General features: G+C 65.4%; 17 protein-coding genes. 12 read left to right on the forward strand and 5 right to left on the reverse strand.

The features are described 5' to 3' along the window. Window positions 1-388: 388 nt before the first annotated feature. From ACVOMH_RS05795 to ACVOMH_RS05810, 4 genes are all read left to right on the forward strand, one after another. A complete protein-coding gene (locus tag ACVOMH_RS05795; protein ID WP_481551325.1) occupies window positions 389-811 on the forward strand; it encodes a hypothetical protein in 423 nt (140 codons plus the stop codon). 71 nt (window positions 812-882) lie between these two features. After that, window positions 883-1,209, forward strand: a complete 327-nt coding sequence (locus ACVOMH_RS05800) for a hypothetical protein (protein ID WP_481551326.1) — start codon at window positions 883-885, stop codon at window positions 1,207-1,209. A gap of 405 nt (window positions 1,210-1,614) precedes the next feature. Next, window positions 1,615-1,836, forward strand: a complete 222-nt coding sequence (locus ACVOMH_RS05805) for a hypothetical protein (protein WP_481551327.1) — start codon at window positions 1,615-1,617, stop codon at window positions 1,834-1,836. Window positions 1,837-1,999: 163 nt separating this feature from the next. Continuing rightward, complete coding sequence (locus ACVOMH_RS05810; RefSeq protein WP_481551328.1) at window positions 2,000-2,380, forward strand: hypothetical protein; 381 nt, start codon at window positions 2,000-2,002, stop codon at window positions 2,378-2,380. 531 nt (window positions 2,381-2,911) lie between these two features. Here ACVOMH_RS05810 and ACVOMH_RS05815 read toward each other — a convergent pair. From ACVOMH_RS05815 to ACVOMH_RS05830, 4 genes are all read right to left on the reverse strand, one after another. After that, complete coding sequence (locus tag ACVOMH_RS05815) at window positions 2,912-3,532, reverse strand: HD-GYP domain-containing protein (protein WP_054658413.1); 621 nt, start codon at window positions 3,530-3,532, stop codon at window positions 2,912-2,914. Between the two features lie 106 nt (window positions 3,533-3,638). Then, complete coding sequence (mfd, locus tag ACVOMH_RS05820) at window positions 3,639-7,109, reverse strand: transcription-repair coupling factor (protein ID WP_481551329.1); 3,471 nt, start codon at window positions 7,107-7,109, stop codon at window positions 3,639-3,641. 327 nt (window positions 7,110-7,436) lie between these two features. Then, window positions 7,437-7,982, reverse strand: a complete 546-nt coding sequence (locus ACVOMH_RS05825; RefSeq protein WP_054660495.1) for a GNAT family N-acetyltransferase — start codon at window positions 7,980-7,982, stop codon at window positions 7,437-7,439. Window positions 7,983-8,080: 98 nt separating this feature from the next. Further along, window positions 8,081-8,938 (reverse strand): 23S rRNA (adenine(2030)-N(6))-methyltransferase RlmJ, encoded by an 858-nt coding sequence (locus ACVOMH_RS05830; RefSeq protein ID WP_481523008.1) that lies wholly within the window; start codon window positions 8,936-8,938, stop codon window positions 8,081-8,083. 45 nt (window positions 8,939-8,983) lie between these two features. On the opposite strand from ACVOMH_RS05830, the gene creB reads away from it, so the two are divergent. Together creB and creC are read left to right on the forward strand one after the other, a co-directional pair. After that, window positions 8,984-9,682 (forward strand): two-component system response regulator CreB, encoded by a 699-nt coding sequence (gene creB, locus ACVOMH_RS05835; protein ID WP_481523009.1) that lies wholly within the window; start codon window positions 8,984-8,986, stop codon window positions 9,680-9,682. Between the two features lie 834 nt (window positions 9,683-10,516). Beyond that, window positions 10,517-11,890, forward strand: coding sequence for a two-component system sensor histidine kinase CreC (creC, locus tag ACVOMH_RS05840; RefSeq protein ID WP_481551580.1), 1,374 nt, complete (start codon window positions 10,517-10,519; stop codon window positions 11,888-11,890). 33 nt (window positions 11,891-11,923) lie between these two features. On the opposite strand, the gene ACVOMH_RS05845 is transcribed toward creC, so the two are convergent. Continuing rightward, the gene (locus ACVOMH_RS05845) at window positions 11,924-14,953 is read right to left on the reverse strand and encodes a bifunctional diguanylate cyclase/phosphodiesterase (protein WP_481551330.1); all 3,030 of its coding nucleotides are present in this window, start codon (window positions 14,951-14,953) and stop codon (window positions 11,924-11,926) included. A 239-nt stretch (window positions 14,954-15,192) separates the two neighbouring features. On the opposite strand from ACVOMH_RS05845, the gene creD reads away from it, so the two are divergent. The 6 genes from creD (at window position 15,193) to ACVOMH_RS05875 (ending at window position 22,434) form a co-directional block, all read left to right on the forward strand. After that, window positions 15,193-16,539, forward strand: coding sequence for a cell envelope integrity protein CreD (creD, locus tag ACVOMH_RS05850; RefSeq protein ID WP_481551331.1), 1,347 nt, complete (start codon window positions 15,193-15,195; stop codon window positions 16,537-16,539). A gap of 51 nt (window positions 16,540-16,590) precedes the next feature. Further along, window positions 16,591-17,028 (forward strand): hypothetical protein, encoded by a 438-nt coding sequence (locus tag ACVOMH_RS05855; protein WP_481551332.1) that lies wholly within the window; start codon window positions 16,591-16,593, stop codon window positions 17,026-17,028. A 198-nt stretch (window positions 17,029-17,226) separates the two neighbouring features. Continuing rightward, complete coding sequence (locus ACVOMH_RS05860; RefSeq protein ID WP_481551333.1) at window positions 17,227-18,825, forward strand: M20/M25/M40 family metallo-hydrolase; 1,599 nt, start codon at window positions 17,227-17,229, stop codon at window positions 18,823-18,825. Between the two features lie 389 nt (window positions 18,826-19,214). Then, a complete protein-coding gene (gene gltX / locus ACVOMH_RS05865; protein WP_481551334.1) occupies window positions 19,215-20,618 on the forward strand; it encodes a glutamate--tRNA ligase in 1,404 nt (467 codons plus the stop codon). Between the two features lie 17 nt (window positions 20,619-20,635). After that, window positions 20,636-21,121: a transcriptional repressor gene (locus tag ACVOMH_RS05870; protein ID WP_481551335.1), complete on the forward strand. Its 486-nt coding sequence runs from the start codon at window positions 20,636-20,638 to the stop codon at window positions 21,119-21,121. 230 nt (window positions 21,122-21,351) lie between these two features. Beyond that, window positions 21,352-22,434, forward strand: a complete 1,083-nt coding sequence (locus tag ACVOMH_RS05875) for a DUF3800 domain-containing protein (protein ID WP_481551336.1) — start codon at window positions 21,352-21,354, stop codon at window positions 22,432-22,434. The last annotated feature ends 106 nt before the right edge of the window (window positions 22,435-22,540 follow it).

Consider the following 22,540-nt stretch of genomic DNA (forward strand, 5'->3'; position numbering starts at 1 on the left):
ATGGGTTCCACTCGATGTCGCGTCACCACCCCGGTTTGATTCCCCCATAACCGTTCTATGGAAACCTTCAAGTAGCGGGGGCAGGTTGAGTTCCATGGCATGTAAAAGGGAACCTGGCCCGCTCGTTTAGAGGTAGGGGATTTGGGATAGATGATGCTTCCAACTTTGGTTCTAGCCGGTATCAACCCGTGGTCGGCACCGCATCCGGCAGTGATGAGTGCGCGTGAACGGTCTTCAATACCGTCTTACCAGGTACTGTGTTCACAGGCACTCTCCGGCGTTCATCGAAGAACGCCTGACAATTCGTCCAAGCCGACGCCGCGTCGCGGTACGGCTTAATCCAGGTGTTAGCTGTCCGAGCACGTTCATCCGCGACTTGGGAGTAGATATGAATGCACCACCGAAGTGGTTGAAGCCTGTAGCGGTGCTTGCCTTGCTTTGGAATCTTCTCGGCCTGGCTGCCTTCGGCCTGGACCTGAGTCTGTCCGCTGCTGATATCGCAAAGCTGCCAGCGGCGCAGCAAGAACTCTATGCCTCTCGCCCGCTCTGGGCCGTAGCAGCCACGGCACTGGCTGTAATCGCCGGGACTTTAGGCTCGGTTGGGCTGCTGCTTCGTAAGCACTGGGCGTTTCCTGTATTTGTTGCCTCGCTGCTTGGGATCCTGCTGCAGGATCTCAACTTGTTCGTCCTTACGGACAGCGTGCGGCTGGGCGGCCCGGCGGTGGTGGCAATGCAGGGCGTAGTGCTGGCGGTTGGAATCGCCTTGGTCCTGCTGAGCCAGAAAGGCGTCAAAGCCAGCTGGCTGGCATAGTCGCGGTCAGCTAACAATTCATCCAAGCCGACGCCGTTTCGCGGCGTGGTTTAACGCAGGTGTCAGGCCTCATGTTCAAGAGAATCGCGCTCATTGCCATGGTGTTGCTGCTGGTCCTGGCCCAAGGCTACTTCATCTATGCCGTACAACACGGCGCTGTTGAGGCATTCACGGGAACTTGGAGCAGCTTCAACGTCACTCAATCAGGCTATTCGCGGTTCGTATTTCGCACTATCAAATGGTGGTGGGTCTTGCCTGGACTCAGTCTGCTTGTTGTCGGCCTTGCCGCATGGAGGCCTACAGCCCGTCATGTCGGCTTTGCATTGGCTTTGAGCTTCATCGGTACTGTTGCTTTGTACTGGTCTGCATACGTACCCTCGCTGTTCATCCGCGTATGAGGCCTACCCGTTCATTCAAGCCGACGCCGCTGCGTAAAGCGGCTTAATTCAGGCGCCAGCCGGATTTGGAGGATTCGTGCAAAAGGATGACTACTGGTTTCCCGCAAAAAAATACGGCTGGGGTTGGGGGTTTCCCGTCAAATGGCAAGGTTGGCTGGTCCTTTGTGCCGCCGTTGCACTTCTCGTTACAGCTTTTTTCTTGTTTCCTCCGGCCAGCAATATCGTTGGCTTCATGTGCATGACGTGGGCGGTTATTCTCGTGCTTGTTTTCGTCTGCTGGCTTAAGGGCGAGAGGCCACGATGGCGCTGGGGCTAGTACAGGCCAGCTGACAGTTCATTCCATTAATTCAAGTCGATGCCGCTGAACGGTGTGGCTTGACTCAGGCGTCAGGTGCTGGGAGGGCCATGAAAATCTTGACTTCAGCAATGCTTGTTGGCGGTGTGGCTGGCGGACTGGGGGTCTTGCTGATGCGCCTGCTCATGCCGCGCAAGTCATGCCCCAAATGCGATGCGGTGCTGCCGCGCTTTCGCAAGCCCGCCAATGGTCGCGAGGCAATGCTTGGAGGTTGGTCCTGCGCGTCTTGCAATGCAAAGATTGGCCGCAATGGCAAGTTGATTCAGGACTAGCGGAACGTCCGGCGTGCCGGAGAATGTGTTCAAGCCGAAACTTCATAGCCACACCAACACCATGGCAGAACGAGCTGGCCATGTTGCCGGCCACGCGCTGCCATCCGGCGTGACGTGGGTGTTAGGGTTGACGGGCAGCAATCCCACAACCTGGAGGTGCACGATGAAAACTGTAGCCGCATTCCTGTTTCTGACCAGCGTTTCGCTGGGGGCATCGGCGGGCGTACCAGAGCGCGTTCAGTTCACTGGCACTCTGCAGTTTGATGATTCTGCGCCGGTTACCCTTGATTTGCAGTTGCCATCCAGACAGGCCGCCAGGCTTCGCCTTTCCGATGGTTTCACACTTGAGCTTGCGACGCCGGGCAACGCTGTCAGCGTTGATAATGCACTGATCAGACTCATCGCCCCCTCAGGCGAGATCATGCATACCGCGGCGATTCCGGACTCCGGCCTTGCCAGTACTTCATTTGCTTATAGGGTTTGCGCGGGAGAGGTTACATACCTCAGTCCGGCACCGGCAGTCGTGCCAGCATGCGGGAAGTGAGTCTTGGCAGGTCATTCGAGCCGACGCCACTTCGCGGGTTGGCTTGACTCCGCCGCTGTGCTCCAGAGTCTGCGGCTCCGGCCTTCGCAAAACCTCATTCCGCAGTTATCACGTTAACGGGCATCGAGAATGGCTGGAAATTTGCGTGTGAATGCCATCTGCGCGATCTTGCCCGGCGCTTCTCGCATGCGTGGAACGTTGCCGTCGACGACCGTAGCCAGACGCCGGCCATCTTCACGAACGGGGCCACGATATGGCGCCTCAGTTTGACCGATAGCCAAGGGTGCGTGCGGCTCACTACCGAACCGTAGGCTTGGGCCAATTTCCGTGCCCTCGGCGCGCTCTCGATACTGCCTTCCTTGGCTGCCGCCCCAGGATGCCTGGCCGGTGTGCCGATGGCCGGCACCGACCGGGATTGCGGGGGGATGTGGTGACTTGGCGCACACGGTGTGCGGAAAACAGAAGGCCCGGCAGTGCCGGGCCTTCTGTATGTCACTGCGGCGACGGCCATCGCGGCGCGGTGACCGGGTGTCAGACTTCTTCCAGTGCGCCGGCTTGGATGATCCGGGTGAATTCGTGGAACACGTCCGGGTCGATCAGCCGGCCCTGTTCCTCGGTGAGGATGCCCATGGCGCGCGAATGCGGCATGGGGCCGCGATAGGGACGGGCCGAGGTCATCGCATCGTAGCCGTCGGCGATGGTGAGGATGCGCGCTTCCAGCGGGATATCGCCGCCTTTCAGGCCGTCCGGGTAGCCACTGCCATCGAAGGCCTCGTGGTGGTGGCGGATCAGGCGGGCTACGTGGTCCGCATCCTCGCGCCCGGTGGCGCGGAACAGGCGCGCGCCGCGTTCAGGATGGGTGCGCATCGCCCGGCATTTTTCCTCGTCCAGACGGCCCGGATGCAGCAGCACGTCATCGCGGATGCCGATTTTGCCGACATCGTGGAAACGAGCGGCCAGCACCAGGTGGCCCAGGCGGTCCTCGGACAGGTCACAGCGCTTGCCCAGCGCCAAGGCCAGCTGCGAAACCCGGTCACAATGGATATCGGTGTAGCTGTCGCGCTGATCCAGCGCGGCGGCCAGCACCTCGATGGCGCAGGAGTTGTCTTCCGGAGGGATGGAAAGTCCCACGGGTGAGGAAATAGATGGCATCAGTACGGAGCCGGGGGGGACGGCCGCGTGCGTAAGAGTGGGGGCGCCTATTGTCGGTACGCCCGCCTTTTCACGCAATCTTCATCGGTTGTCTTAATCAGGGCTTTCACGGCCGCAGAGTGGTCAGCAGGGCGCGTGCGGCGTTGAAACGGTCGGCACTTTCCGGCAGCGGATGCCTGATGCGCAATCTGTCCGGGCCCTCCATCTGGTACAGCTTGGGCTGCTTCTGGATCAGCTGGATCACCGCCATCGGATCGATCTCGGGCTTGGCTTCGAACACGATACGGCCACCGTTCTGGCCCAGCTCCAGCTTGCGGATGCCCAGCGCGTTGGCCTGCAGCTTGAGTTCGGCAATGGCGAACAGGTGTTTGACCGGGTCCGGCAGCAGCCCGAAGCGGTCGATCATCTCCACCTGCAGCTCGCGCAGCGCCGCGCTGTCGCGGGCGCTGGAAATGCGCTTGTACAGGGTCAGGCGGGTATGCACGTCGGGCAGGTAGTCTTCCGGGATCAGCGCCGGCACATGCAGCTCCACCTCGGCGCCGCGGACTTCTTCGCCGGCATCCAGGTCGGGCAGCTTGCCGGCCTTGATCGACCGCACCGCACGCTCCAGCAGCTCGGTATAGAGGCTGAAACCGACCTCGGCCATCTGCCCGCTCTGGTCCTCGCCGAGCAGCTCGCCGGCGCCGCGGATTTCCAGATCGTGCGTGGCCAGGGTGAAACCGGCGCCCAGTTCATCCATCGATGCGATCGCTTCCAGCCGCTTGTGCGCATCGGCGCTGATCGCCCGCTTGTCCGGCGGCACTACCAGGTAGGCGTAGGCGCGATGGTGCGAGCGGCCGACACGGCCGCGCAACTGGTGCAGCTGGGCCAGGCCGAACTTGTCGGCACGGTTGATGATGATGGTGTTGGCATTGGGAATATCGATGCCCGATTCGATGATGGTGCTGGCCAGCAGCACGTTGAAGCGCTGCTTCTGGAAATCCAGCATCACCTTTTCCAGCTCGCGCTCGGGCATCTGGCCGTGGGCGACGCCGATGCGCGCCTCTGGCACCAGCTCGGACAGCTCGCGCTGCATCCGGCCCATGCTTTCCACATCGTTGTGCAGGAAGTACAGCTGGCCGCCGCGCGCGAGCTCGCGCTGGAACGCCTCGCGCAGCTGCGCGTTGTCCCAGGCGGTGATGAAGGTCTTGACCGCCAGCCGGTTCGGCGGCGGGGTGGCGATGATCGACAGGTCGCGCAGCCCGGCCATGGCCATGTTGAGCGTGCGCGGAATCGGCGTGGCGGTGAGCGTGAGCAGGTGCACGTTGGCGCGCATGGCCTTCAGCGCTTCCTTCTGGCGCACGCCAAAGCGCTGCTCTTCATCGACGATGACCAGCCCCAGATCCTTGAACTTCACATCCGGCTGCAGCAGCCGGTGGGTGCCGATGATCACATCGATGGTGCCCTCGGCGACCTTGTCCAGCTCGGCCTTGATCTCCTTGGTGCTCTTGAAGCGCGAGAGCACTTCCACACGCAGTGGGTAATCGGCAAAGCGGTCGCGGAAGTTGCGGTAGTGCTGTTCGGCCAGCAGCGTGGTCGGCACCAGCACCGCCACCTGCTTGCCGCCACTGGCCGCGGCGAAGGCCGCGCGCACGGCAACTTCGGTCTTGCCGAAGCCGACATCGCCACAGACCACGCGGTCCATCGGCTGGGCCGATTGCAGGTCGCGCAGGGTCGCATCGATCGCGGCCTGCTGGTCGGCGGTTTCCTCGAACGGGAAGCCGGCGGCGAACGGTTCGTACATCGCGCGGTCGATATCCAGCGCCAGCCCGGCGCGCGCCTGGCGGCGGGCCTGGATTTCCAGCAGCTCGGCAGCGACGTCGCGCACCTTCTCGGCGGCCTTGCGCTTGGCCTTGGCCCACTGCTCGCCCCCGAGCGAATGCAGTGGCGCGGTTTCCGGCGAGGCGCCGGAGTAGCGGCTGATCAGGTGCAGCTGCGCGACCGGCACGTACAGGCGGTCGCCCTTGGCGTACTCGATGTCGAGGAATTCGCCGGGCATGCCGCCGACATCCATCGCGATCAGGCCGCGGTAGCGGCCCACGCCGTGGTCCTCGTGGACGATGGGAGCGCCTTCGCTGAGCTCGCCCAGGTCGCGGATGATCGCCTCGGGCTCGCGTCCGGCGCGGCGGGTGCGGCGCGGCTGGCCGGCGCGTTCGGGGAACAGCTGACGTTCGGTCAGTACCGCCAGCGGTGGCTCGCTGAGTGCGAAGCCGTCATCCAGCGGGGCGACGGTGATCGCAAAGCGCGGTGCGGCAGCGTCAGCGAGGAACCCCGGCAGACCGGGAACCACCGGCGGGCGCAGATCGGCGGCCTGCAGCACTTCCAGCAGCGCCTCGCGGCGGCCCGGCGAATCGGCGGCGATCAGCACCCGGCCCGGGTAGTTGTCCAGGAACGACTTCAGCGCCTGTCCAGCCGGTGCATCCTTGGCGGCGACCGGCAGTGGCGGCAGCGGCTGGTCACCCAGTGCCTGCGCCTCGGCGATGCGCGGGTGGTCGGCCGGCCACACTTCCACGCGCGGCAGCTTGTTGAACTGCTTGCGCAGGCTGTCCGGACTCTGGTAGATCTCTTCCGGCGGCAGCAGCGGCCGCTCGATATCGTGGCGGCGCTGTTCGTAGCGGCTGAGGGTCTGGGTCCAGAACGCATCGGCGGCCTCGGCCACCCCGGTGCCCAGCACCGTCATGAAGCCTTCGGGCAGGTAGTCGAACAGCGTGGCGGTCTTGTCGAAGAACAGTGGCAGCAGGTATTCGACGCCCGAGGGCAGGACCCCGGCCTTGAGATCCTGGTACAGCGGGCTGCGCCGGGTATCGACGTCAAAGCGCTCGCGCAGCGTGGTCAGCACCTTGGCCAGGCTGGCCTCGTCCACCGGCACTTCGCGGCCGGGCAGCAGCTTCACTGCCGGCACCTTGTCCAGCGAGCGCTGCGTTTCGGGATCGAATGCGCGGATCGAATCGATGTCCTCGTCCAGCAGCTCGATGCGCAGCGGCGCCTCGGTGCCCATCGGGTAGACATCGAGCAGGCCACCGCGCACGGCAAAGTCGCCCGGGTCCATCACCTGCGCCACGTTGCGGTAGCCGGCGCTTTCCAGCCGGCGTTTCTCCGCATCCATGTCCAGCCGCTGGCCGACCTTCAGGTCGAAGCTGCCGCCGACGATGTAGTTCAGCGGCGCCAGGCGCTGCAGCAGGGTCTGCACCGGCACCACGACGATGCCGCGGGCGAGGGTGGGCAGGCGGTGCAGCGCGGCCAGTCGCTGGGAAATGATGTCCGGGTGCGGACTGAACTGGTCGTAGGGCAGCGTTTCCCAGTCCGGGAACGGCACCACCGGCAGCGTCGAGGCATCGCCCAGCAGGGTCTGCAGGTCAGCCACGGCCAGATGCGCGCTCTGGTTGTCGCGCGTCACCAGCAGCAGGGGCCTGCCGTGGGCGTCGGCGGCACGGGCGATGTGCCAGGCCAGCGCGCTGACGGAAGCCGGGGCGCGCCACCAGGCGCGGAGCTGGCCGCTACGCGGCAGCGGCGGAGAGGGGAATTTGATGGACGACATGGACCGCGAATTTTACCAGATGCGATCTGCCCGGCCGCTGCAGGGGGGAAACGGACTATCCCCTCCGCAAAACAGCAGCACCGCGGTTTTGCAGGGCAACGCTGCGGAAGGGGAGCGGAGACGGAGGAGGGTTGGGAAAAACGGCAGGACCGCCGTTTTCGCGGCGAGGCTGCCGAACGGTGAGGCACGTGGATATGCGTCATGAAAAAACGGCAGGATCGCCGTTTTTCACGGCAAAGCCGCCAACGGTGACGCACAGGGATGTGCGTCATGAAAAAAGGCGCCCCTTGTGGGAGCGCCTGTTGTCTGCAAGGAGGCGGAAGCGCCTCAGTTGGCCAGTTCCAGCACCATCCGCACCAGTCCCGGGGCGCCGGTGGGATGCGGCACCTGCTTGAAGCCCAGCGAGGCTGCCAGCTGCTGCATCGGCTCGTTGTCCTGGGCGATATCGCCGTACATGCGGTCCAGATACTTGCCGCGCGCCCACTTCACCAGCTTGCGCATCAGCTGGCGGCCCAGGCCCTGGCCGGCGAGGAAGCGGCTGACCAGGATCGCGTACTCGGCATCCCGGGTGCCGGGAATGATCGAGGCCCGCGCCACCGCGCCGACCACCGCTTCGCCGGGCGGCAGCGGTTCGGCGGCGACCAGCGAAATCTCGGTCTTGGGATTGGGGTGGGTCAGGCGCTGGGCGGTTTCGTCGGAAAGGGATTCGACCGACTGCAGGAACCGGTCACGCACTTCCTCCGGTCCAAACAGCTCAAATGCCCCCTGCAGTGGCGGGCCGTCTTCCGGCCGGATGGGGCGGATCAGCAGTTCCCGGCCACTGGGGGCTTTGAAGTTTTCATGCCACGGGGGCATGCGGTTGCGGGTCGCCATGACTACGTTTCCTCGAAAGTCCGCTGATTCTGGCACCGGTCGTGCGAAATTCTGTGAACATTGTTGAACGCGGGGTCATGGCCGGGAACGGCCGTTGCCTACTCGGCCGTTTTGAGCCACTCCAGGCGGGTCGAGGCCCCGGTTTCGCCCAGATGCTTCTTCAGCACCGGCATCGCCGGCGCCAGCACCCGGTCGAACTGCCACGGTGGATTGAGCAGCAGCATACCGCTGCCGTTCAGACGCAGCGGCGAGTCGTCCGGACGCACCAGGAATTCGGCCAGCAGCGCCGATTTGATCGGCAACGCGGCGGCTTTGCGGAAGAAATGCAGGATGCTGCGGCGCTGCTTGATCGGGAACCAGACCGCGCAGGTGGCCTGCGGCCAGCGGGCCAGGGTTTCGCTCAACGCCGCCAGGATGCGCGGGTATTCGGCGTCCTGGGCCTCGTAAGGTGGATCGATCAGCACCAGCCCGCGGCCGATCTTCACACCATTGACCTTGGGCGGCAGCAGCGAGCGGATCTGCGCGTAGCCATCGCCGGGGTGCACGCCGACGCGGCTGTCGCGGGCGAACAGCGCTTTGAGCGCGGCGGCTTCCTCTTCCTGCAGCTCGCAGGCGGCCAGACGGTCCTGCGGACGCAGGGCCTGGGCGGTGAGAAGCGGTGAGCCGGGGTAGGTGATCAGCGCGCCGACGGGGTTGTCGGCCTGCACCGCTTTCAGATAGCGCTCGACCACGTCGGGCAGCGTGGGCTGGGCCATCAGCTTCATCACGCCATCGTCGATCTCGGCGGTCTTGCGGCTTTCCTCGCTGGACAGCAGATAGCGGCCGCGCCCGGCATGGGTGTCCAGCACGAAGAACGGGCTGTCCTTGCGCTTGAATGAATCGATCAGCGCAAGCAGCGTGATGTGTTTGAGCACGTCGGCATGGTTGCCGGCATGGAAGGCGTGGCGGTAATTCATCGGCGAAGTGTACGGCGCGGGGGAGGTGGCGGCTATGCTGGGCACATGTCCGACCAGCCTGCCCGGGTCCTTGTCGTCGAAGACGAGGCCGCCATCGCCGATACATTGTTATATGCCCTGCGCAGCGAGGGCTATCTGGCCAGTCACTGCACGCTGGGGCGGGAGGCGCTGGCGCAGCTGCGGGCCGGTGGCGCCGAGGTGGTGGTGCTGGATGTGGGGCTGCCGGATATCGGCGGCTTCGAGGTGTGCCGCCAGCTGCGCACCTTCAGCCAGGTGCCGGTGATCTTCCTGACCGCGCGCAATGACGAGTTCGACCGGGTGCTGGGGCTGGAGCTGGGCGCCGATGACTACGTGACCAAGCCGTTCTCGCCGCGCGAGCTGGTGGCGCGGGTACGGGCCCGGCTGCGCCGGGCGGGGCCGGCGGTGGCGGCGACCGAGACGTCGGGCTGGAAGCAGCATGGCCGGTTTGCCATCGATGGCGAGGGCCGGCGCATCCGCTATGGCGAAGGCCTGTTGGACCTGACCCGCTATGAATATGCGTTGCTGGCCGCGCTGCTGCAGCGCCCGGGCGCGATCCTGAGCCGGGCGCAGCTGATGGAGCGCGGCTGGGACCATGCCAGTGACAGTGCCGATCGCACCGTCGATACCCACGTCAAAACCCTGCGCGCCAAGTTGCGGGCGGCGGGGGTGCCTGGAGAACCGATCCGTACCCATCGGGGGGTGGGGTATGCGCTGGCGGTTTGAGGGTGCTGGACATCTGACGCATGCGACAGCGCTTTTTTTCAAGCGACTGTCCTGTCTGCTGGAGCTCGTGCGGAGAGAGGGTAGCGGCGAGACCACGCGACGCCTGATCAAAAACGGTCCGGTTCTGCCCTGTCTGTGCTTGACGGCAACTGCAAAGGCTTTCGCTCCTGCTTCGCATGAGCGAGTTACTTCTCTTTGCTCGTGCAAAGAGAAGCTAACCAAGAGAAACACGGCCGGCACGCGAGCCGATGCGGCGACGCCGCATCGATTCCCTGTGCTCCTCACGGATCGGGGCGGCGCGGAACTCGCTGCGCTCAGACACCCGCGCCTTTTTCCCCCGATCCGCTGCGGTGCTCGGCTCGCTCTACGGCTGGACAAGTCAAAGACTGGAAGCCACAGCCACAGCCACAGCAACAGCAACAGCAACAGCAGCAACAGCAATGGTCGGAAATTGATGCCGAACGATTGCTGCCAGAAGCCGCGTAGTAGCCGCGGTTGCTTTTGCTTTTCAGCATTCCCTTCCGCAGTGACGCAGCCAGCGGGGAAAACCCGAAGGGCGACGTGCAAGGACGCACGTCGTTTTTCTACGCGACAGGGATGTCGCGTAGAAAAATCCTGCTGGTGGAGTGGACCCGGTGCGCGTAGCGCGCGGGGCGCGGAGGCAGGGCGTGCTTTCTTGGGGCCACCGTTCTTTGCACGGGCAAAGAACGGTGGCTCGCTCCCGTGGCGCAGGAGTGAAAGCTCTTGCAGCACAAAGCGAGGCTGCGATAGGTGCGTCTGAGCCTGAAACTCTTTCTCGGGTTTTTCCTGATCGTGGGGATCGCCGCGTTCTTCGTGATGCGGGTGTTCGTCAACGAGGTCAAGCCGGGCGTGCGCCAGGCGATGGAGGCCACGCTGGTGGATGCGGCCAATGTGCTGGCGGTGATGGCCGCGCCGGATCTGAAGGCCGGGCGCATCGGCGACGGCCCCTTCGCCACCCAGCTGGCCACCGCGCAGCGCCGTGATCCGCGCGCGATGGTGTGGCGCTTTCCCAAGCGCAGCATCGATTACCGGGTGACGGTGACGGATGCCAGCGGCATCGTGGTCTACGACTCGCGCGGCCAGGACGTGGGGCGCGACAACTCGCGCTGGAACGATGTCTACCGGACCTTGCGCGGACAGTACGGTGCGCGCTCCAGTGCCGAGACCCGCGGCGATGGCAGCACCACGGTGATGCATGTGGCCGCGCCGGTGTACGACCCGGCCGACGCGCGCACGCTGATCGGCGTGCTGACGCTGTCCCAGCCCAACGACACCATCGATCCGTTCATCGCCGCCAGCCAGCGCGCCATCGTCGCGCGCGGGGCGTGGCTGATCGGGTTGTCGGCCTTGATCGGCCTGCTGATGACCTGGTGGCTGGCGCGCGGCATCGGCGGCCTGAACCGCTATGCGCAGGCGGTCAGCGCCGGGGACCCGGTGCCCCCGCCCAAGCCGCGCCGCGACGAGATCGGCGACCTCGGCCGCGCGTTGGAAACCATGCGCCGCAAGCTTGAAGGCAAGGCCTATGTCGAGCAGTACGTGCAGTCGCTGACCCATGAGATGAAGAGCCCGCTGGCGGCGATCCGCGGCGCCGCCGAGCTGCTGCAGGAGCCGCTGCCCGAGGCCGAGCGGCAGCGCTTTGCCGGCAACATCGTGCAGCAGGAGCGGCGCCTGACCGAGACCATCGACCAGCTGCTGCGGCTGGCCGAAGTGGAACAGCACGGCTGGCTGCAGCGCCGCGGCGCGGTCGATCTGGCCGGGGTGTGCCGCAGTCTGGCCGAGGATGCCGCACCGCGTCTGCAGGCGCAGGCGCTGGTGGTGGACTGCCAGCTGCCGGCGCAGGCGCTGGTGCAGGGCGATGCCTTCCTGCTGCGGCAGGCGTTGTCCAACCTGCTGGACAACGCCATCGCGTTTTCGCCGGCCGGTGGGCGCATCGTGCTGCAGGTACAGCGACACGAGGCGGGCTGGACGGTGGAGGTGGCCGATACGGGGCCAGGCGTTCCGGACTACGCGCGGGAGCGGGTGTTCGAACGGTTCTACTCGCTGGCGCGGCCGGGTAGCGGGCAGCGCAGCTCGGGGCTGGGATTGCCGTTCGTGGCCGAGGTGGCGCGGCTGCATGGTGGCCGCGCGCAGCTGCACAACCGTCCCGGCGGCGGAGCAGTGGCCAGTCTGTGGTTGCCGCTGGCCTGAGGGGGCAATCCTTGCCGGCCAGGCGGCTGTCCGCTAATAGGCCACGGCCACGGTCAGGGCCGGATGGTCGGCCCGCGGCCGGTCCAGGTGGTAGCCCTGGACCATGTCCACGCCCATCTGCCGCAGCATCTCCAAGGTGGCGGCGTCCTCGACGAACTCGGCCACGGCCAGCTTGCCCATGCCGTGGGCCACTTCGATGATCGCGCGTACGAACACCTGGTTGTCCGGCTCCTGCGGCAGGTCGCGGATGAACATGCCGTCGATCTTGAGCACGTCGGCCTGCAGGTTCTTGAGGTAGGCGAAGGAGGCGAAGCCGGTGCCGAAATCGTCCAGGCAGATCGGGCAGCCGGTCTGCCGCAGCGCGGCGATGAAGCGCGCGGCATCGCCCATGTCCGAGATCGCCGCGGTCTCGGTCAGCTCCACCAGCAGCCGCTGCGGAGCCACCCGGTGCCGCAGCAGCTGGTTGCCGATCCAGGCGGGCAGCTCGGGATCATCAAAGGAGCGCCCGGAGATGTTGATGGCGATCGCCGGCAGTTGCGGGTGGCCGGCCAGCAGCTGGATGCACTGGCGGATCACCCAGCGGTCGATCTCCAGGATCTTGCCGCTTTTCTCGGCCGGGACGATGAAGTCCGCCGGCATGATCAGCTGCCCGCTGCCGGCTTCGTCGCGCATGCGGATCAGCGCTTCCAGATGCGCCAGACGGCCGTCACCGGCGTGGTAGACGCCCTGGAAGTGCAGCAGCAGCAGGTCCTGCTCCAGGGCCTGGGCGATACGGTCGTTCCACACCAGCCGGCTGGCCATCTCGCGCGAGCTGTCACGGTCGGGCCGGTACACGTTCCAGCGGTTCTTGCCCAGATGCTTGGCCTGGTACATCGCCGCGTCGGCGTGGGCGACCAGGTCCTCGGTATTGTCGGCATGGGTGGGGTAGTGGGCGATGCCCAGGCTGGTGCTCAGGCGCACGGTCTGTTCGAGCAGGCGCAGCGGGGTCTGCGCGATGCGCTGCACGATCCGCTCGGCCAGGTGCTGGGCATCGTCCTGGCTGGCGTGCGGCATCAGTACGGCGAACTCGTCGCCGCCGAGGCGGAACAGGGTCTCGCCGGCGCGCACCAGGGTGCGCATCTCCAGCGCCAGCCGGTTGAGCACCGCATCACCGGCGCGGTGGCCGAAGGTGTCGTTGATGTACTTGAACTCGTCCAGGTCGAAGAACAGCAGCGCGGCCTGGCTGGGCACGCGCTGGGCATCGTGGAAGAAGCTGGCCAGGTCGTTCTCGAAGCGGCGCCGGTTGTACAGCCCGGTGAGCGGATCGTGGTGGGCCAGCCGCACCAGCTGCTGGGCGGTGCGGCGCTGGTGGCTCACATCCTCCTGCACCCACAGCCGGCCCAGGTAATGGCCCTGCGCGTCGGGAACCAGGTAGGCGTTGTGCATGATGGTGCGGCCGTCGCGCAGGCGGATCTCCAGCTGCCGTGGCGGTTCCGCGGTGGCCGCCGCCTCCAGTTGCGCCAGGATCGTCGCCGGATCGGCCATCAGCTGCTTGGCCGTCTGCAACACCTGGCGGGTCGAGCGGCCGACCACGCTGGCGCCCTCGGGGAACTGCCACATGGCGGCGAACGTGGCGTTGCAGTAGGTCACCCGGTTCTCGCCGCTGACGAACAGGATGCCCAGGTCCATCGCCCCCAGCAGCGCCAGCAGGCGCGCGCGCTCCTCCTCCAGCCGGGTCATGAACTGGCGGCGCTCGTCGATTTCGCCCTGCAGCGCCTTGGCATGGGCCAACTGCAGGGCGCGCTGATGGCCCAGCTCCTCGGCCATGTCGTCGAAGGCACCGGCCAGCCGGCCCAGCTCGTCATCGCCCTGCAGGCCGATGGGCTGCGGCGCGCGGCCCTGGCCCAGTTCATCCACCGCCAGCGCCAGGCGCTTCAACGGTGCGGCCACCAGCGAGCCGATCCGCCGGCGCAACAGCCACATCGCCGGTAGCAGGCCGAGCACGCCGATGCCGGCCATCGCCAGCAGGCCCCACATCAGCAGATGGTTCACCCGCGCCTGGGGCAGCAGATAGACCTGGTACCAGTCCGGGCCCTGGATCTGCGACCACGCCACCCAGTAGGCGCCGTCGGGCGAACGCCCGGCGCCGTGGTCCACGGTCGCATCCCGGATCATGCGGTGGACCTGGGCCAGCAGTGGATCATCGAGGCGGTCGAGTTCGAGCTGGCCGTCGGCGGCGGCAATGCGGCGGCGCAGTTGCGGATGGGCGATCAGCGCGCCGTCGGCGCTCATCACCAGCTGCACGCCGTCGCTTTCATCGCCGCTGTCGACCTGCTCGATCAGGCTTTGCACCGAGACATCGTGGCCCAGTGTGCCGACCCAGTGCTGGTGCCAGTCCAGCGGCTTGATCACCGACACCATCCAGGTAGCGGCCTGCCGGTCCAGGTAGACCGGCGTCCAGAACACCTGGCGCTGCGGATTGCGCCGTGGATCGGCGCCGAGCATGGTCGGATAGCCGGTGTTGGTGGCCGTGGCGTCGGCGCCGCTGCCCCAGTCGATGCCGGGCGAGTACACCATCAGCCCGTCCTCGATGAAATCCATGTAGACCGAGAAGAACGGGGGTGCCAGCGCCGGTCCCTGCTCGCGCAGCAGGTCGTAGGCGACAACCGCGCGCAGGCGTGCCGAAGCGTCCAGCCCCTGCGGCGGCTGGTGCAGGTAGAGCGTGGGCGCGGAGGCCGGCGCGACCAGTTCCGGGCGCAACCGCCACAGGCCGTCGGCACTGCGCGCGAACAGGGTGTCGAACCGCGCCAGGGTGGTGGCCGGATCGGCGCTGTCCAGCCGTCGCAGCAGCTCCTGCTGCAGCCGCACCACGCTGTGCTCGGCCTGCAGGAACAGGCCCTCGCTGGCACGCGCGCGCAATTCCACCGTGCGCTGCGCCACCATCGGCACCACGCGGTCGGTGGCCATGCGCATGGCCAGGTAACCCAGCGCGGAAAGCAGCAGCAGCAGCGCCAGGAACAGGCCCCAGATGCTCAGCGACAGCCGGTGGATCAGCGACGTACGCGACCGGGTTTGCAACAGCACAGGTGTTCCTTGGGCGGAGGCGCTGGACGGTCCGGGTGCGCATTTTGCTTGTATTCATACTATGCCGCAGCGCGCATCCGCAACCGCAGGCGGTCAGGGGCCAGCGCGTGTGCACGGGAAACGGAACGCATCCCGCCACCGGGGGACGGCGGGCCGACTTCACATTCACTTCAAATTCGCCACAAACCCTGCTCACCCAGCCGGTCCACGCTGTCCCCGTTTCCACACGAGGACCGGACATGACTTCCCTGAAACTGCTGTTGCGCGCTGCCATCGTCGGCGGGCTGGTGTTGCTGTTGTTGATCCCGCTGCTGCTGATCCGCGGCACCATCAAGGAGCGCGAGCGCTATCGCGACCAGGCCATCGAACGGGTGGCGCAGAGCCGTGCCGGCGCGCAGTCGCTGATCGGCCCGGTGCGGGTGCTGCCGTGGACCCAGGAGCGCGAGGTGGAGGTGGTCGGCCCGACCGGGCTGAAGACCCGCGAGCTGCAGACCGAGAAGGGCTTTGACCTGCAGATGCCGGCACGGCTGCGCGTGCAGGGGGAAATGCGCCCGGACGAACGCCGCGTGGGCCTGTTCCGGGTGCCGGTCTACAGCTGGCACGCCCGCGTGCAGGCCGAGTTCACCGACAGGGACTACGCGCCGGTGGCCGGGCGCAGTTACGGACAGCCGTACCTGGCGCTGGGCATTGCCGACGTGCGCGGGCTGGTGGGCACACCCAACCTGCGCGTGGATGGCCGCAGCATCGCCCTGCAGGCCGGCGCCGGTGCGCTGGAGGCCGCGTCCAAAGGCCTGCATGCGCCGCTGCGGATGCAGGGCGACGCCGCCTCGGGCGTGCTGTCGGACGGGCGCAAGGTCGAGCTGGAGTTCGTGCTCGACGGCACCCGTTCGCTGTCGGTGGTGCCGGTGGGCGATGACACCCGCGTGGATATCGCCTCGTCATGGCCGCATCCGCAGTTCTCCGGCAGCTTCTCGCCGCATGAGCGCAGTGTCGATGACCGCGGCTTCAAGGCCAGCTGGGCGGTCTCCTCGCTGGCCTCGGCCGCGCAGGAACAGCTGCGCCGCAACCTGATTGTCGATGCGGAGGTGGAGTCGCTGACCGTGGCGCTGGTCGATCCGGTGGACGTCTATACCCAGGCCGACCGCGCCACCAAGTACGGCATCCTGTTCGTGCTGCTGACCTTCGTTGGCTTCGCCCTGTTCGAGCTGATCAAGCAGTTGCGGATCCACCCGCTGCAGTACCTGCTGGTCGGCCTGGCGCTGGCGATCTTCTTCCTGCTGCTGATCAGCCTGTCCGAGCAGATCGCGTTCTGGCAGGCCTACCTGGTCTCGGCGGCGGCCTGTATCGGCCTGCAGGGCTTCTACCTCAGTGGCGTGCTGCGCAGCTGGAAGTACGGGCTGATGTTCTCGACCCTGCTGACCCTGCTGTATGGCGCGCTGTTCCTGCTGCTGGGCTCGGAGAACAACGCGCTGCTGCTGGGCTCGCTGCTGCTGTTCGGCATCCTGGCGCTGATCATGTGGATCACCCGCAAGATCGACTGGTACGAGCTGGGCAAGCGCGCGACCGATCCGCCGACATTGCCGTAATCGGCGCGGGGTGGCGCAGGCCACCCCGTTTTTTTCCGGAGGGATCAGGCTATGAACCGGGTATCGATCCACCGCCGCGCGCAGCAACTGCTGCCTGCCGGCATTGAAACCTGCGGGTTGTTGAATTTCGGGGGGTTGCCGGGGCAGCTGGAACAGGTGCTGCTGGGCAGTGCGTTCCGCGGCCGGGCGCGGGGCAGGGTCGTATTGCGCCTGGCGGCGGCAACGGCGTTGGCCATTCAACGCTCCGGGCTGGCGTTCTTCGCGCAGTCCACGGTGGCCCGCGCCGGTTTGCCCCGGCAGTTGCCTGCCCGCTACGGGCCTTGGCGGCAGATAGCGGTGCGCGCGGCGGCGCCGGTGACAGGAATGTGCGCCGCCGGTGAGGCGGCCGTGACGCACCGGACCGGCTACTGCGCCATCGCGCAGGACCGGTGCGGCTGGCTGGCGGTGCTGCCGGGGGAACGGCTGGTGGTGTATGGCTGGTGGGCGTGAGCGGCCCGCGGCGCGGACCGCCTTCGCCGCGCGCCCGCGCCAGCGTTTGGGCTTGGGCGAGGCCGGCGCGGGCACAGGTGGTTGTGACAAACGCGGAGGTCTGTCGGCCGACCATGACCATTGGCCGGCTCGCCGGCCACGCCGCACTGGCTAGACTCGCGGCTTTGTCGCAATTGGCCCATGGGCCGGGGGAAGAGTGTGATCAAGCGTGGTTTGCTGGCGTTGTGCATGGGCTTGGCGGTGGGCGCTCCGGCGCAGGCCACCGAAAAGGTGGATCTGGATGTGGTCACCCGCATCCGCGCCGAGGCGTTCCACAACTCGCAGGTGATGGACCACCTGACCTATCTGACCGAGAACATCGGCCCGCGCCTGACCAATTCGCCGCAGATGGCCGCGGCCAATGCCTGGAGCCGCGGTAAGTTCAACGAATGGGGACTGAGCAACGTCCATGACGACGCGTTCCCGGCGTTCGGCCGTGGCTGGGAGTTCACCCACGCCAGCGTGGAGATGATCGGCGACCGCGTGCTGCCCCTGCATGCGCTGCCCAAGGCGTGGACGCCGGGCACCGACGGTGCCGTGGAAGGCGAGCTGGTCCGCGTGGACATCAAGAAGCTGGCCGACCTGGACAAGTACAAGGGCAAGCTGCGCGGCAAGGTGCTGCTGCTGGGCGATGCGCGCGCCTACAAGCGCGGCACCGAGGCCGACAGCCACCGCCATGACGCCACCTCGCTGGAAGGCCTGCAGCAGTTCACCATTCCGGCCACCGCCGCGGCCGACCGCGCCAAGCGTTTGAAGGAATACAACGAGCGCCAGGAGCTGGTCCGCAAGACCAACGAGTTCTTCGTCGCCGAAGGCGCGCTGGCGGCGATCTCGCTGTCGAGCTGGGACAACGGCATCATCCGCGTGGCCGGGGGCGGTTCGCGCAAGGCCGGCGAGTCGGCCGGCGTGCCGGAGCTGACCATGATCACCGAGCACTTCAACCCGCTGGTGCGTTCGCTGGAAGCCGGCGAGACGGTCAAGCTGCGCATCCGTGTCGATGCCCGCTTCACCGACGAAGGCGACAAGCCCGGCTACAACACGCTGGCCGAGATCCGCGGCAGCGGCAAGGCCGACGAGGTGGTGATGATCGGCGCGCACATGGACTCCTGGCACACCGGTACCGGCGCGGCCGACAACGGCGCCGGCGTGGCCGTGGCGATGGAAGCCATGCGCATCCTCAAGGCGATCGGGGTCAAGCCCAAGCGCACCATCCGCGTGGCGCTGTGGAGTGGCGAGGAGCAGGGCCTGATCGGCTCGCAGGATTACGTCTCGCGCAACTACGCCCGTTTCCCGGAGCCGACCGATCCGGCCCAGCTGGCGCTGCCGGCCTCGTTGCGTGAGCCGACCGGTCCGCTGCAGAAGCTGCGCGACTACGACAAGCTCTCGGTCTACTTCAACATGGACAACGGCTCGGGCCGCTTCCGTGGCATCTACGCGCAGGAAAACCTGGCCGCGATGCCGATCTTCGAGGCGTGGCTGAAGCCGTTCAATGACGTTGGCGCCACCACCGTGGTCACCCGCAACACCGGTTCCACCGACCACATCGCCTTTGACCGCGTCGGCCTGCCGGGCTTCCAGTTCATCCAGGACCGTCTGGACTACTTCTCCAACGTCCACCACACCCACCTGGACACCTGGGACCACATCGAAGCCGAAGACCTCAAGCAGGCTGCGGCGGTGATGGCCAGCTTCGCCTACAACGCGGCGATGCGTGAGCAGATGATGCCGCGCAAGCCCGAGCCGAAGCCGGCGCCGTAAGCAGCTGAAGGGTTGAGCAAGACAAAGGGCCGGCATTGCCGGCCCTTTTTTGTACGTGCGTTCCGCCGATGGCGGCAGGTGCCCTTGATGCACTCGCCGCGGCCCCGGGTGCGGCCGTTGGCCTTACCCGGGCTACTGGCTGCCGTTTTTTCATGGCCCATGCCGCAAGCGGCGCCAATAAGCGGTCAGCGCGTAGCCCGGGTAAGCGAAGCGCACCCGGGTGCCCTTGATGCACTTGCCGCGGCCCCGGGTGCAGCCGTTGGCCTTACCCGGGCTACTGGCTGCCGTTTTTTCATGGCCCATGCCGCAAGCGGCGCCAATGTGCGGTCAGGCAGCTGAAGGCCGGGCGGGGTAAAATCGCCGCATATTTGCCATCCAGTGCTTTCCACATGACCGTCCGCACCCGCTTCGCCCCCAGTCCCACCGGCTACCTGCACATTGGTGGCGCCCGCACCGCGCTGTACTGCTGGCTGGAGGCGCGCCACCGTGGCGGCGAGTTCGTGCTGCGTATCGAAGACACCGACCGCGAGCGCAGCACCCAGGGCGCGATCGACGCGATCCTGGAAGCGATGGAGTGGCTGGGGCTGGACTACGACGAAGGCCCGATCTACCAGACCGCACGCGTGGCCCGCTACCAGGAAGTGGCCGAGCAGCTGATCGCCGCGGGCAAGGCCTACTACGCCTACGAGACCCGCGAGGAGCTCGACGCGATGCGCGAGGCGGCCATGGCCAAGCAGGAAAAGCCGCGCTACAACGGCGCCGCCCGCGAGCTGAACCTGCCCTACAGGGATGATCCGAACCGGGTGATCCGCTTCAAGAATCCGCTCGAAGGCACGGTCGTGTTCGACGACCTGATCAAGGGCCCGATCGAGATCGCCAACAGCGAGCTCGATGACATGGTGATCTTCCGTCCGGACGGTTTTCCCACCTACAACTTCGCCGTGGTGGTGGACGACTGGGACATGGGCATCACCGAGGTCATCCGCGGCGATGACCACATCAACAACACCCCGCGCCAGATCAACCTGTACGAAGGCATCGGCGCGCCGGTGCCGAAGTTCGGCCACATGCCGATGATCCTGGACGAGCAGGGCGCCAAGCTGTCCAAGCGCACCGGCGCGGCCGACGTGATGCAGTACAAGGACGCGGGCTACCTGCCCGAGGCGCTGCTGAGCTACCTGGCCCGCCTGGGCTGGTCGCACGGCGACCAGGAGCTGTTCACCCGCCAGGAACTGATCGAGCTGTTTGACGTCACCAACTGCAACTCCAAGGCCTCCCGCCTGGACATGGCCAAGCTGGGCTGGGTCAACCAGCACTTCCTGAAGACCGAAACCCCCGAGTCCATCGCCCCGCACCTGGTCTACCAGCTGCAGAAGCTGGGCCTGGACGTGGCTGCCGGCCCGGCCCCGGCCGACGTGGTCATCGCCCTGCGCGAGCGCGTGCAGACGCTGAAGGAAATGGCCGAAAAGGCGGTGGTCTGGTACACGCCGCTGACCGAGTACGACGAGGCCGCCGTGGCCAAGCACTTCAAGCCCGGCGCCGAGCTGCCGCTGGCCAAGGCCCGCGAGCTGCTGGCCGCGCTGCCGGAGTGGACCGCCGAGAGCGTTTCGGCCGCCCTGCACGATGCCGCCGCCGCGCTGGAAATCGGCATGGGCAAGGTCGCCCAGCCGCTGCGCGTGGCCATCACTGGCACCCAGGTCAGCCCGGATATCTCCCACACCGTGTATCTGGCCGGCCGCGAGCAAGCGCTCAAGCGCATCGATGCGGCCCTGACCAAGGTCCCCACGACCTGACTTTTCCCGAGGTAGACATGACCGACGCGCACTCCTGCACCGCCCCCCACCACCACGTCGAAGACGCGGCGGATTTCATCGCGGTGGTCGAACGGGTGTGCCGCGAGCGCGGATTGCGGCTGACCCCGATCCGCGCCAACGTGCTGCGCCTGATCGCCGAGGCCGGCAAGCCGGTCAAGGCCTACGAGCTGCTGGAATGGGTGCGCGAGGGCAAGGGCGTGGGCGCCGACGCCCCGCCCACGGTTTACCGCGCGCTGGATTTCCTGATGGCCAACGGCTTCGTGCACAAGCTGGCCTCGGTCAATTCCTTCGTCGCCTGCCACCACCCCAGCAGCACCCAGCACTCGGTGCCGTTCCTGATCTGCAACCGCTGCCACAGCGCGGTGGAGCTGGAAGACCGCGACATCGTCCGCCAGCTGGAAGAACGCGCCAAGGCGCTGGGCTTCAAGCCGCAGGCCCAGACCCTGGAAGTCCACGGCCTGTGCGCCAACTGCGCCGGTTGAACCCTGACTGCTGTTGATTACTGGAAAGGCCGCACACTGTGCGGCCTTTGTGTTTCTGGGGCCGGGCGCTGAAACGCGGCTCCGGCAGCGAGCAGAATCTGGCGAATTCGATTGCCCTTAACAGGTCGTCGGCAAGTGCAGCATCACCGATTGGGTGAGAGCAGGGCCCTGGAAAGAAGTTAACCTGACCCCGTTCTTTAAAAATTTAAAGGGGAGCTATGAATTTATACATGGATGAGAGTGGGAATACTGGCGACTTGGCACGGACTGCACAAGCACTAGATTTCGGTGGGCAGGCTGTTTTCAGTCTCGCGGCAGTTGGAATAGATGACGAGGAACGCCTCTCTCGTAATATTTCTTATCTCCGGAAGAAACACGGTGTTAAAGCAGAGGAAATTAAGCTCAGTAAAATTTTGAAGCGAAAACCCGATTTCGCTAAGGATGCTGTTGACTTGCTGGTCAAGAGTGAGCTTCCGTTCTTTGTAGAGGTGGTTGATAAGAAGTATCAATTGGCTGTGAGTATTACCAATGGATTCATCTGGCCTCCATATTTCAATGTTAATGAGTCGCGGCAAACCATCTGGCTTAAGAATATCTTCGCTGATTACCTATATTTCCGCCTTCCGAATGAGATGTTCTTCGGCTTCGTCGAGTGTATGAACACACCCTCCAACGAGAAGACTCGTGCGTACTTTGATCTTCTCAAAGAGTTCGTCAGTGCTGACTCCGGCGAAGTGGCTCAAGCTATTGCTTCTCAGGTTGAAGAAAGCAAAGACGACTTTCGTATTATGATCGAACAGGAGCATGAGAGGGCTCATAGGCGATTTATTCCAGTTCCAGACATTGGTAAGCGCGGCCAAGAAGTTTGGTTGCTTCCTAATTTTTCATCGTTTACTAACATCTATGCGCGATTAAATCTATTTCTTTCGGGAAGGCTGTCGGGGACTTGCATCTTCCATGATGAGCAGTCGCATTTTGATGAGATCATTGCTTCCGCGAAATCCCAGGTGGAGGATGCCAAGGTTGATTTGGAGGCGTTTAAGCTTCCCTATTCTGATTATAGCTTTCAGCAGTTTTCAGAGCTTCTATTCAAAGCATCGGGGGAAAGCGCCGGTATTCAGCTTGCGGACGTAGTGGCAGGCTTGAGCATGCGATGGTATCAAGCTGGCCTTGCAGGAGGTTCTGATAGGGGGATACTCAATCAGGCCATGGATGTCCTTCTCCAGAACAGCAAGCCGGGTAAAGGGGTAGGTGTCAATATTGTTGGCCCTCATAACATGGCAGAGAAGCTCTTCGGTATTTGCGGGTACTAGATCCGACCTAGCAGAAGGCTTCCTAGGTTGCGGTCGCTTATGCCAGACGGTGGAGTGAATCAAGCCGACTTCCGCTTCTGGACGATAGTGGCCGGTGGGTGAGAGC

The organism is Stenotrophomonas sp. STEN013 (assembly GCF_056760355.1).